We start from the raw sequence: 12,096 nt of genomic DNA, 5'->3' as shown, positions 1-12,096 counted from the left end.
TGGTGGCAACAGTTAGCGGTTTCATCCGTCTCCCCGTGTCAGGACGAGCCCAGTGAGGGAACGATGGTCATCCGCGCCCCATTCGCCTGTGCACCTAAAATTTCCGGCACTTCTTCAGGACCCAGCATCAAAGCGACGTTGCCCGTGACACCGGCTCCGAACGCCGTTGTCGATTCTGAGGTGCCCACGACTTCGGCAGAGACGGCCACCTGCTCGGGCTCGAAGAATCCGCGGCCGGTGTCATCTGGGAAAGCGACCCATAGGTCGACTCGGTCGCCGTTGCTGAGATGCTCCGGCACCACATCCGAGACTTGAACCGTGATCTGCTGACGTTCTTCGGGGTCTCGAACAGCAAGCCCACCGGCAGGCAGTAGTTCGCCCTGCCGTACGGTCGCCACAGCCGCCACATTGTCGGGCACCGGCTGATCGGCCGGCAGGTAGCCTTGCGACGAATCCCCCAGATTCGCTGACACCACGGTCAGATGCTCGGCTTTGAGCGCGGTACCGGGGGTGATGTCCTGGGCGGCCGCCCAATACTCAACCCGAGAATCGGCCTGACGGACCAAAAGAACCACCGCTGCGACGGATACCATCACCAGCAGAACACCCACCAACAGTCGTGGATCTTTCCAGCCAGGTCGTCTCAGACGTGGAGCATCAGCGCGATCGGTCATCTCGACTCTCTCCTGGTCATTGGTCGTACCTTCAAACTGACATACTGTCGGAATGTCAGCGCGACGTACAGGCCTTCGTCTTCATGTTCAGTCACATTCTCAACTCCGCAAGCACGCTTTCACCACTGTACGGCAGAGAGCATCAAATTGGGTCAAACTGATCATTCTGTGGATAACCGGCCTCATTTATCTCGTCGGTGAACAGCCTGGCGGAAACTCGCCCTTGGACTTCACTCTTGTGAGAAACTGAGATGGATCATGATTCATCGACAGAGAAACGGACGGTCATCATGCCTCGCTTCTTGACGCTGACCGATGTTGCGGAAGAACTGCAGATTTCGGTGGCGCAGGTGCGCGCCCTCGTTCGCTCAGGCGAACTGGCGGCCATCCAGATCGGCGGTCGAGGGCAGTGGCGCGTCGAGACTGCCAAGCTGGAAGACTACATCCAGGGCCTCTATGCCTCGCAGGAAGTCAAGATTAAGGAGCGCCAGCGCGCCGATTCCTGACGACCACATCAGTCCATAGCCATCCGGTGCGCACGCACCGTCTGGACGGCCGCCATCGGGATGGCCCGACGCAGTCTACTGCCACGCCTTCCGCCTACACTCAGTGATGCGGTGACTTCGATATAGTCCGCACCCACCAGGTCAATCCGCCCCTCCGCCAGCATGCACCCCGATACCGAGGTGACGGCGACGAGCTCGCGACGACGCGACAGCGAACGACAGGCCGCTGCAAAACTGGCCCCGACGCGTGGCTTTTCTTCGGGTGGAGCCGCCCTGCTCAGATCGGCATCGACCATTTCAATTGCGCGCGTGGTCACAATGAGACTTCCCGCACCGTCGTATCCACCCAGCCACTCTGGGGCGGCAGACTGCAGCATCATGGGCATCATTCCACCACCAGTCAGGCCCACGCGCACCTGAGTACCCACAGCGGCCTGAAGGCGCTGCCCTAAAGCAATCTGCGCCCTGTCGCCGCGTGTGAGCTCGGCCGCCGTGGCTTCAATTTCCTGCCACCGTTGCGCCGCCAGCTCACCTTCCAGATCAGCGAACAATGCTTCCCATCTCATCGCACCAGACTAGCGCCTACCCGAACTAGTCTGCGCCTCCGTCAACATCGCAAAAATCATCAAACTACATCAAACTGCACAAACAAGAGTTCCTTAGCACCTATTGACACCTAGTCGACATGATTGATAGAACATTGTCATTGCCGGACCATCGGAGACGAGGACACCATGACGACAGCAATCACCAAACCGACGGGTCGATCTCTCGAGGCTGCCAATGTTGCGCTCCTCGTGCTCACGGTCATCAGCGGACCTCTGCTGGTGTGGCTCGGCCTGCAAGGAAAATCCACACAGAGTGCCCTCGGCCAGGTAGAGCTGTTGGTCGCGGCCGGTTGCGTGGTCATCGGCATTCTGATCTGCCTCATCACACTGACCATGAGCCTCGGAGCCGTCCTCATGCTCGTTGGGCACCGCATCCAGTCACGCCGGTGGATGCGGTGGGGTTGGGCGATCAGCCCGTGGTTCCTGCGGCGATTGGCCGTCGGCGTTCTCGGGGTGCACCTCGTATCGGGCGGCGCCGCGTTCGCAGCCGAATCCTCGTGGGAGGCACCGTCGCCGGCGTGGAGTCAGCACACGACGTCGGCTCTGACACACGCCCACCCGACCGACGTGGCTCGGGCATCGGCATCGGACGGGGGATGGATGCCGGTGGCACCGGACGTGGTGGTCACTTCCCCCGACCACCGCACCACGCACCTCGAGCACATCGTTGTCACCGGTGACAGCCTGTGGGGTATCGCGGCTGCAGAGCTTGGACCTTCGGCGACAGCCTATGAAATCGACCAACGTTGGCGGCAATGGTGGCAGGAGAACCGTCACAGCATCGGCGACAACCCCCACGTCCTGATTCCCGGAACAGTGTTGACCACTCCGGCTTGGACTCACTAATCACCTTGATCACGACCGCAGGAGCTTCCCATGTCTGCACCCAGCATTGACACCACGCACCCTCGTCCTCTTGACACCTTGAGCATGAGGGTGGTTCGAGCCAAGACGTTATTGGACATCGCGGCGCCGGTAAAACCGGAGTTCTTTGCTCCACACCCGTCACGGTGCCGGACCGCGCCGAGCACCGTCCCGGATTCTGATGGTTCCGCGTCGCTGAGCCCGGCGCAGATTCGGCGTCGGCTGAACCTTGTGCAATCAGCCGAGACCGAACGTGCGATTCATAAAGTGGTGCGTATCGTCGGCCTGGCTTGCATCGAGGCCGAGTTGGGGTTGCGCTCTGTCCACCAGTTATCGCGCTGGATGAACCTACCCACCTACGAGAAGATGAACCGCCGTAGCCAATTGGCACAGCGAATCCGTCCCGAGCATCAGGACCGGACCTCCACCCGGACCTTGTCGTCGCGACTGAATCGCATCGATGACAACATTTATGAAGCCAGCACCAGCGTGAAGGTCGGCGATCGGGTACGCGCCGCAGCGCTTCGCCTGGAACGTCACCGTACCGGCTGGAAAGTCACCGCCATCGAGTTGGGTTAGCGAGCCCGCTTCGCCTTCTTGGCTGCCGCCTTCTCTGAACGCTCGGCTGCCTTGCGCGCAGACTTCGACTGAGTGGTTCCGTTGGCTGCAGACCCATCACTGCTGCGTACCTGGGTTTCGACTCCCCCGGAGTCCGAGGGGGCGCTGTAGCTCAACCGTGAAGGCTGCTGCGGGGTGTCCATGCCCTTGATGTTTAGGGTCGGTGTCATCGTCTGGCGGCGCGCGTCGGTGACTCCGGGAAGGGATGTCGCCGCAGGAGTCGTGTTGACCTCCACGTTGAAGAGATATCCGACCGATTCTTCGCGGATGGCCTCCATCATCGAGCGGAACATAATGTGGCCTTCGCGCTGGTACTCGACCAGCGGATCACGCTGGGCCATCGCACGTAGACCGATGCCCTCCTTGAGATAGTCCATCTCGTAAAGGTGTTCCTGCCACTTACGGCCGATGACTTGGAGCACGACCCGACGTTCCAGCTCACGCATATTGTCTTCGCCGATGGTGCGTTCGCGGTCTTCATAGAGCAACTGCGCGTCCGAGAGGAACTCTCGCTTGAGCTCTTCGGCCTTGGGCTGCGAGGGGAATTGTTCTTCCAGTTCTTCCAGCGTCAGCGACACCGGGTAGAGCTGCTTGATATCGCCCAGTAGCTTCTCTAGGTCGATACCGCTCTCATTAGACGCTTCCTCATCAACAATGGCGCCAATGGAGTCTTCGAGGAAATTCTGCACCTTGGCCTGCAGGTCTTGGCCTTCCAGGATCTGGCGGCGGTCCGCATAGATCGCCTCCCGCTGGCGGTTCATCACATCGTCGTATTTCAGCACGTTCTTGCGCTGTTCGGCGTTGCGGGATTCCACCTGGCTCTGCGCGTTCTGGATGGCGGAGGTGACCAGCTTCGATTCCAATGCCATATCGTCAGGCATGCGCGAGGAGTTCATGATGCGCGCAGCCGCAGCAGGGTTGAAAAGCCGCATCAGGTCATCGGCCAGGGACAGGTAGAACCGGGATTCACCGGGGTCGCCCTGTCGACCGGAACGACCGCGCAGCTGGTTATCGATACGTCGCGACTCGTGACGCTCGGTACCCAAAACGTAGAGACCGCCAGCTTCGACAACCTCGTCGTGATCTTTCTTGACCGCGTTCTTTGCGGCCTCGAGGACCTCGGGCCACAGTGCTTCGTACTGTTCGGCGTTCTCTTCCGGATCCAGACCACGGGACTGCATTTCGGCCACGGCCGCGAATTCGGCGTTGCCGCCGAGCATAATGTCGGTACCACGACCGGCCATGTTGGTGGCCACGGTCACCGCACCCTTGCGCCCGGCTTGGGCGACAATAGCGGCTTCGCGTGCGTGATTCTTCGCGTTGAGCACCTCGTGACGAATGCCCTTCTTGGCCAGCAGACGAGAGAGGTACTCCGACTTTTCCACCGAGGTGGTGCCGACCAGTACCGGCTGCCCCTTTTCGTGGCGCTCCTCGATGTCGGCGGCGACGGCGTCGAATTTCGCCACTTCATTCTTGTAGATCAGGTCCGTCTGGTCGATGCGCTGCACCGGACGGTGCGTCGGAATCGGCACCACGCCCAGCTTGTAGGTGGACATGAACTCGGCAGCTTCCGTTTCGGCGGTACCGGTCATGCCGGAGAGCTTGTCGTAGAGACGGAAGTAATTCTGCAGGGTGACCGTGGCCAGGGTCTGATTCTCGGCCTTGATCTTCACACCCTCTTTGGCCTCAATGGCCTGGTGCATACCTTCCGAGTAGCGACGACCCGCGAGCACACGACCCGTATGCTCATCGACGATCTGGACCTCACCGTTGAGGACCACATAGTCCTTGTCTTTCTTGAACAGTTCCTGGGCCTTGATCGCATTGTTCATGTACTGGATGAGCGGCGTGTTCGCCGATTCGTAGAGATTGTCAATGCCCAGCCAGTCTTCAATCTTGTCGATGCCCGGCTCGAGGATGCCCACGGTCTTCTTCTTCTCGTCGACCTCGTAGTCGGTTTCCCGCTTCAGGCGCGGAGCCAACTTGGCGAACTCGGAGTACCAGCGGTTCACATCGCCCTGGGCCGGTCCGGAGATGATCAGCGGGGTACGGGCTTCGTCGATCAGAATGGAATCGACCTCATCGACCACGGCGAAGTGGTGGCCCCGCTGTACTAGCTCGTCGAGTGACCAGGCCATGTTGTCACGCAGATAGTCGAAGCCGAATTCATTGTTCGTGCCGTAGGTGATGTCGGCGGCGTACTGCTCGCGACGCACATCGGGGCGCTGTTTAGAGAGGATGACGCCGGTTTCCATGCCCAGGAAACGGAACACGCGCCCCATGAGATCGGACTGGTACTCAGCGAGGAAGTCGTTGACGGTGACCACGTGCACGCCCTTACCGGTCAGGGCATTGAGGTATGCCGGAGCCGTGGCGACCAGGGTCTTACCCTCACCGGTCTTCATCTCGGCGATATTGCCCAGGTGCAGTGCGGCCCCGCCCATGAGCTGCACGTCATAGTGGCGTTGCCCCAGGGTGCGACCGGCTGCTTCACGCACGGCGGCGAAGGCTTCCGGTAGCAGCAGGTCCAAGTGTTCGCCGTCGGCCACGCGCGCCCGGAATTTGTCCGTCTCTTCGCGCAGTTCGGCGTCGGAGAGTCCGCGGAATTCGTCCTCGAGCACATTAACCTGGTCGACGTAGCCTTTCAGCTTCTTGAGAATCTTCTTCTCGCCGGTGCGCAGGATGCGATCGATCAGTGCCACGTGTATAAACTCCCGGGTTGCGGACGCGGTGGGCCGGTCACGGCCCGTGCAGGTTCCATCGGTCGCATGGGACGACCGTCGACTACCCATACTACGACGATTCGCCTGGGAATTTGCTCCGTATCAAGCCACGTCCGCCCCAACAGAAGCGACGAGCCCCGGGCTCCGACGGTGATGTCGGTGCCCGGGGCCCCGGGAGGGCGGGGATCAGCCGCCGTTGGTGTTGCTGTGGTAGACCCGCTCGGTGCTGGACTCTTCATCGCCCAGAGCGATCACGCCGTAGGACCAGCCCCGACGTCGGTAGGCCACGGAGGGCCGTTCGGTCTCGGAATCGACGAATAGGTAGAAGTCGTGACCAACCAGTTCCATGTTGTCGACCGCTTCGTCCACGGTCATCCGCTCAGTGGGGAATACCTTCTGACGAATGCTCACCGGAACATCGCCTTCACGCCGCGCGCGCTCTGCTTCTTCTGCCTCGGCTTCCTCAGCCTTGCGTGCCTCGAGCACCTGGTTGACCAGGGAATCGCCCTGGGTCGGCGGTGTTAAAGACGCGGTAGCTTCGGAAACTGAAGCCCGGCGTCGTCCGCCCTTCCGGCGATCCCGTAGCCGGCGGAGCCGTTCCTGCAGACGGTGGAAGGTCTGGTCGAAGGCGACCAGTTTGTCGTTATCAGAGGACTCCGCGCGGATGATGTCGCTCTTCTCATGCAGCGTCAGCTCGACGGTCATCGACCCATCGGCACCTCGATGTGCCTGCTTGGTGAGTTTGATCTCCAGTCGCTGAGCTCCATTGGTCAACGGTTGGATCCGGTCGAACCTTTCTTCTGCGTACTCACGGAAACTCTCCGGAATCGAGACATTACGAGCAACATAGTTGATGTCCAGGGTCATCCTGACCTCCTAATGAGACGCGAACGGCGACGAAAGAACCACTCCTTTCGTCGCCGACGGGCTGAACTGTTTCCAGTTCGTAGATATTACTCTAGCCTGTCGATCACGTCTGGTTAAGATCTGATTCAACTCGAATTTCCGCGACCTCCGGTTCCCGTGTCACGGCTGCTACCACGAGACCGGCTAGCACCTGGTGGCCGGCCTCGGTGAGGGACCGCCAGGCTGCAGCCAGGGTGGAGCCCGTGGTGAGGACATCGTCCATCACAATGACCCGCAGGGGTGGACTCGGGCGGACCCGGAACTTCTTCGATGCGCGTTGTCGCCGCCCGGTGGCGCTGGATCCGGCGTGGGCCGTGCCACCCATGATCTGGACCCGGTGTTGCAGGAGCCGCGGCTCCACCGGCCAGGGCAAGGGCGTGCGCAGCAGCTCGGTGACCGGATCGTAGCCACGACGTCGGAAACCGCTTCCCGATCCGGGGATGGGTACCAGCACGACGCCCTTGTTCTCCGGGGTAGAAGGGACAGCATCAGCGGATTCTTTCAGCTGGCTGTTTAGGTGGTGGGCGGCGCGGGTGAGCCCGGGGCGGAAGAGCCGCGCTGCCGGTAATCGCCCGTGATCTTTGAACGCCAGCAGCGCCCGGGCCACCTCCGCGGAGTAGCGTCCGGCGGCCACCACGGGCAACGGCTCCTCCCTGAGCAGAGGCAGTGATTCTGCGTCGTGTTCGGCGGCGAAAGGGTGCAGAAGTGCCCTGGCCAGAAGTTCGCGGCAGGATGCACACGCATGGTCGCGATACCCGGGCTCGGCATCGCACACCACGCACCAGGACGGGATGAGCAGACCGGCGACTTCACGAGCGGCGGCACGTGCGTGCAGGGTGACGGGATGATGCAGGGTGCGGTCAAGGACAGAGGCCAGCATCCGATCAGCATGCGTTGCGCCGGCAGGGTGAGTCAGGCTGTGACGGGGATCTGGTGGAGATCGGCGGTCTGTCCGTCGAGGGGCAGGCCCTGTGGAGGAGCCGGTCAGCCCGGGAAGGACAGGTCGCGGGCGACTCCGGATTGTGGGCGCCACCAGGAGCCGACACCGAGCACGACTTCTTCTTCGGTTTCGGCGTAGATCACGTTGGATCCGGCGCCGGCGGAGAATCCGGTCATGCCCAGCAGCGGGTTGAGGCTGGCTTGGGTGCCGTTGAGTCCAATGAGCTCGGGCACCACGCGTTGGGTGGCGGAGGTAGCTGCCACCAGCAGTTCCTCGGTGGAGTACCAGACGACGTCGTTGAGCGGCACGGTGGTTTCCAACGAGATGGGGTTACCGATGCTCACCGGATTGCCGGACTCGTCCCGGATGACCCCGGCTACGAAGAGCTCGTTGCTGTCGCCATCGCCGACCACCACCGCCACACGTGCGCCGTCGGGTGAGATGCGAAGGGCTTCCACCCGGCGCTGGTCGAGCCAGGCGGCGTCGATGGTGCGGGTTTCGATCTCCTCACCGAAACGGGCCACGGTGACGGTGGATTCGTCGTCCTGGTTTCGATCGGCGGTCCAGGCCCAACCGGTGTGGTCCAGGGAAGGCGCGGTGAGGTTTTCGCCGTCGTGAACCCGATCGAGCTGGCCTTGGGTGGTGGCCCAGTACATTCCGTCACGCTCGCCATTGAGGAACACCAGCTGGGAGTGATCCAGGCTCATGGTCGGGTCGACCGGCTCGAGGAAGGCGGCGTCGGGGGCGCCGGCGATGGGCAGCACAGCCGCACCTTCGTAGTAGACCAACTGGTTGTTCTCGCTGATGGCGACTTGCAGGCTGCCCACCGAGGCGGAGGTGCTCACGGTTTCGAACTCTTCGGCTTCTTCGCCCAGGTCCACCGGGTTCTGGCCCATGGTCATCTCCACATCGGAGACACGGGCGAGTTCGGTCAGGGTCAGTTCCAGCTGTTGTTGCATGCGCTGCCGGGCCAGCGGCTCGGTGCCGCCCAGGGTGGAGGCGTTGAGGTCGACCTCGGCCACCCCAGAGCTCACGGGCACCGAGGCACGGGACAGTGCCGCACCGTCCGGGAAGGCGGTAGCGACCGCGCCGTCGAGGTACGCGGCGGGGCCGTCCATCAGAGATTGGACGATCTCGGCGGTCTGTCCGGAGCGGTTAAGGAACCAGCGAACATCGGGCACAGCGTAGCTGTAGGAGGGGTCGTAGAAGAACAACCGGTGGGAGGCATAGAGCGCGTTGAACTGGGAGGAATCGAGAATGATGCCATCCGGGGCTTCGGCCACGCGCCACTCGCCCGCCTCATTTTCGACGAGACGCAGGGTGATGGCCTCAGTGGAGTTCTCGGAGGTTTGGGAGAGCACCCCGGCGTCGTCGACCACACCCTGGATTTCGAATTGGACGGTGTATTCGCCTTCGGCGTCGGAGGCGACGACGGCGGGCTGGGAAGAATAGATCACGGTGCGCAATTCGGGATCCCAGGATTCGGCGGCTTCCGGGGTCATGTATTCCCGCGCGGTGGCGAAGTCGTCTTGGATGCCGGAGCCTGCGTTGATAAACCCGGTGACAATAGCTTCGGGGGTGGCGCCCTGGGTGGGGGCAGGCGGGTTGAAGATGTAGGAGGCGGTGGATTCGGAGCCGCCCTGCTCATCGGAGCGGGTGACAGGACCGGCCTGGGGCAGGCTGGTGCAGCCGGCCAGGAGCAGGGCCAGGACGCTCACGAGTGCGATCAGACGACAGCGGCGTAGCATCAGCGCTCACCTCCGTTCTCGTTCCGCGGCGGTTTCGGCGGGTGCAGCGACTGCTCATAGGCCCGCTTGGGCAGGTCGGCGTGGCTGTGTGATGCGGTGTTGTCGTGCGCCTCGGCGTTGTCGTCCTGGGGGAACTCGATCTCGTGGGCTGGCCGGCGGTCGGCCAGATCGTAGTCCGGTGGCAGGCACAGCGGCGGGGTGGCGGTGGTGGCCTCGCCGCGGTTGCGTGGCAGCACCAAGCGGAACGCGGCGCCCTCCCCCAGTTCGCCCCAGACGTCGAGCTGGCCGTGGTGCAGCCGGGTATCTTCGGCCGCAATGGACAAACCCAGTCCGGAGCCGCCGGTGGTGCGGGTGCGTGCCGGGTCGGCGCGCCAGAACCGGTCGAAAACGTGGGCGACCTGTTCTTCGTTCATGCCGATGCCGTGGTCGCGCACCACCACGGCCACCTGGACGTCGTCGGAGGCGACGATGACATCGACCGGGCGGGATTCGCCGTGTTCGATCGCATTATTCACCAGATTGCGCAGAATACGCTCGATGCGGCGGTGGTCGACGTCGGCGGTGAAGTTCTCGCCCACGGGCACCACCCACACCTCGGTGTCGGCGTTGTCGGCCAGAGGTTGCGCGGTGAGCACGACATCAGCAGCCAGGTGCAGAATGTCGGTGGATTCGGCGGCGACTTCCGCGGCACCGGCGTCGAACCGGCTGATTTCCAGCAGGTCTGCGAGCAGAGCCTGGAACCGTTCCACCTGGTGGTAGAGCAGCTCGGCAGAACGCCGGTTTACCGGGTCGAAATCGTAGCGGGAGTCGTGCAGCACCTCGGCCGCCATGGACACCGTGGTCAGCGGGGTGCGCAGTTCGTGGGAGACGTCGGAGACGAAGCGTTGCTGAATCATCGACAGGTCGGCCAGCTGGGTGATCTGGTCCTGAATGTTGTCGGCCATGCGGTTGAACGAGGTGCCCAACCGGGCCACCTCGTCGCGTCGTCGCACCGCCATACGCACGGAAAGGTCTCCGGAAGACAGCGACTCTGCGGTGGCGGCGGCTTGCTGCACCGGGCGCACCACCTGACGGGTGGTGAACAGTGCGATCATGATGTTGAGAACCAGCAGAATCACCAGGGCGAGCACGAGCACATTGGTCAGGTAGTCCAGGGTGGATTGGACCTCGGTGAGGTCGTAGACCAGGTAGAGCGCGTAAAAGTTACCCGGGGGCAGCACCAGCTGGGTGCCAAACACCAGGCCCGGCCCGGTCTGCTCGCCCACGCCCACGGGCACGGACACCGACTGCCAGTAGATGCCCTGATCCTCGGCGACGGCGTCGGACATTTCCTGGGTAATCAGATCCTCGGAGACCCCGGCGGAGGAGATCGATCCAACATAGAGGTTCTGGCCCTCGTCCAAGGGCACCAGAATAAAACCTCGCGCCATGGTGCCGCTGCCGCCGGCCAGGGAGCCCAGGGTGTCGGTGACCAGGTTGGAGGTATTCTCCTGGTCATTCGTGTTCGCGTTCTCGAAGATGGTGCGCGCCTGATTCAGCCCGTGGTTGGCCTCGGCCTGCACCTGGGCGAACCGCGACTGAAATAGTCCGGTAGAGACCTGATGGGAGAGGAACAGCCCCAGGATCAGCGCGGAGGCGAAGGTGAAGAACACCGTCGTCGACACCGTGCGGAATTGCAGCGAGGATACCCAGCGATCGCGAATCCAGCGCACGCCGTGGCCCGGCAGGTACAGCCAGCCGCGCGCGCCGCGGCGCTGTTGCGGTGCCAGCACCGGGGTGGAGCCATGCAACGCGACGGGCGCACTGGGGGTGGAACGTGTCTGGCTCAGGGCTGACCGGCCTTGTACCCGACCCCGCGTACCGTGAGCACCACCTCAGGATTGTCAGGATCCTTCTCCACTTTGGAGCGCAAGCGCTGGACGTGCACGTTGACTAGGCGGGCGTCGCCCTGGTGGCGGTAACCCCAGATCTCTTCCAGCAGCATGTCGCGGGTCAGCACCTGACCCGGACGGCGGGCCAGCGCGACCAGCAGGTCAAACTCCAACGGGGTGAGGTTGATACGTTCCCCGGCGCGGGTGACTTCGTGGCCGGAGACATCAATGGTGACATCTCCAATACGCAGCGCCTCAGAGGAGCGTACATCGCCCTCACGCAGTCGGGCGCGCACGCGGGCCACCAATTCGGCGGGCTTGAACGGCTTGGGCACGTAGTCGTCGGCGCCGGCTTCCAACCCGCGCACCACGTCGGCCGTTTCGGATTTGGCGGTGAGCATCACGATGGGGGTGTCCGATTCCTGGCGGATCGCACGGCAGATTTCGATGCCGTCGCGGCCGGGCAGCATCAAATCGAGCAGCACCAGATCCGGGCGGATCGAGCGGAACAGATCGACTGCGGCGTTGCCGTCGGCACAGAAATAGGGTTCGAAACCGTCGTTACGCAGCACGATGCCGATCATCTCGGACAGCGCCTCGTCGTCGTCGACCACCAAGATTCTGGCTTTCATCCTCGG

The 12,096-nt window shown here is 62.8% G+C and carries 11 protein-coding genes; 3 read left to right on the top strand and 8 right to left on the bottom strand.

Annotated features, from left to right (window positions below; all coding sequences use genetic code 11):
- Positions 1-38 precede the first annotated feature (38 nt).
- Positions 39-674 carry an SAF domain-containing protein gene (locus O1A05_RS09210; RefSeq protein WP_270104921.1) on the bottom strand — a complete coding sequence of 212 codons (636 nt, stop codon included), beginning with the start codon at positions 672-674 and terminating at the stop codon, positions 39-41.
- 290 nt (positions 675-964) lie between these two features.
- Here O1A05_RS09210 and O1A05_RS09205 point away from each other — a divergent pair, with 290 nt between their 5' ends.
- Complete coding sequence (locus tag O1A05_RS09205) at positions 965-1,180, top strand: helix-turn-helix domain-containing protein (protein WP_270104920.1); 216 nt, start codon at positions 965-967, stop codon at positions 1,178-1,180.
- A gap of 8 nt (positions 1,181-1,188) precedes the next feature.
- On the opposite strand, the gene O1A05_RS09200 is transcribed toward O1A05_RS09205, so the two are convergent.
- Positions 1,189-1,746, bottom strand: a complete 558-nt coding sequence (locus O1A05_RS09200) for a hypothetical protein (protein ID WP_270104919.1) — start codon at positions 1,744-1,746, stop codon at positions 1,189-1,191.
- A 168-nt stretch (positions 1,747-1,914) separates the two neighbouring features.
- Here O1A05_RS09200 and O1A05_RS09195 point away from each other — a divergent pair, with 168 nt between their 5' ends.
- On the top strand, positions 1,915-2,634 hold the full coding sequence (locus O1A05_RS09195) for a LysM peptidoglycan-binding domain-containing protein (protein WP_270104918.1): 720 nt from the start codon (positions 1,915-1,917) through the stop codon (positions 2,632-2,634).
- A gap of 30 nt (positions 2,635-2,664) precedes the next feature.
- Positions 2,665-3,231 (top strand): Rv3235 family protein, encoded by a 567-nt coding sequence (locus O1A05_RS09190; protein ID WP_270104917.1) that lies wholly within the window; start codon positions 2,665-2,667, stop codon positions 3,229-3,231.
- On the opposite strand, the gene secA is transcribed toward O1A05_RS09190, so the two are convergent.
- The 6 genes from secA to mtrA form a co-directional block, all read right to left on the bottom strand.
- A complete protein-coding gene (gene secA / locus O1A05_RS09185) occupies positions 3,228-5,972 on the bottom strand; it encodes a preprotein translocase subunit SecA (protein WP_270104916.1) in 2,745 nt (914 codons plus the stop codon). The genes O1A05_RS09190 and secA overlap by 4 nt on opposite strands.
- Before the next feature lie 207 nt (positions 5,973-6,179).
- Complete coding sequence (gene hpf / locus O1A05_RS09180) at positions 6,180-6,860, bottom strand: ribosome hibernation-promoting factor, HPF/YfiA family (protein WP_270104915.1); 681 nt, start codon at positions 6,858-6,860, stop codon at positions 6,180-6,182.
- Positions 6,861-6,963: 103 nt separating this feature from the next.
- Complete coding sequence (locus O1A05_RS09175) at positions 6,964-7,779, bottom strand: ComF family protein (protein WP_270104914.1); 816 nt, start codon at positions 7,777-7,779, stop codon at positions 6,964-6,966.
- Positions 7,780-7,883: 104 nt separating this feature from the next.
- Complete coding sequence (locus O1A05_RS09170; RefSeq protein WP_270104913.1) at positions 7,884-9,557, bottom strand: LpqB family beta-propeller domain-containing protein; 1,674 nt, start codon at positions 9,555-9,557, stop codon at positions 7,884-7,886.
- Between the two features lie 29 nt (positions 9,558-9,586).
- The gene (gene mtrB / locus O1A05_RS09165; RefSeq protein WP_270104912.1) at positions 9,587-11,377 is read right to left on the bottom strand and encodes an MtrAB system histidine kinase MtrB; all 1,791 of its coding nucleotides are present in this window, start codon (positions 11,375-11,377) and stop codon (positions 9,587-9,589) included.
- A 35-nt stretch (positions 11,378-11,412) separates the two neighbouring features.
- Positions 11,413-12,090, bottom strand: coding sequence for an MtrAB system response regulator MtrA (mtrA, locus tag O1A05_RS09160; protein ID WP_270104911.1), 678 nt, complete (start codon positions 12,088-12,090; stop codon positions 11,413-11,415).
- Positions 12,091-12,096 lie beyond the last annotated feature (6 nt).

Source organism: Citricoccus sp. NR2 (genome assembly GCF_027594385.1).
In the GTDB taxonomy this organism is placed as follows: domain Bacteria; phylum Actinomycetota; class Actinomycetes; order Actinomycetales; family Micrococcaceae; genus CmP2.
Note: the sequence above shows the minus strand (reverse complement) of the source record. Positions and strands in the feature narration are given on the sequence as shown.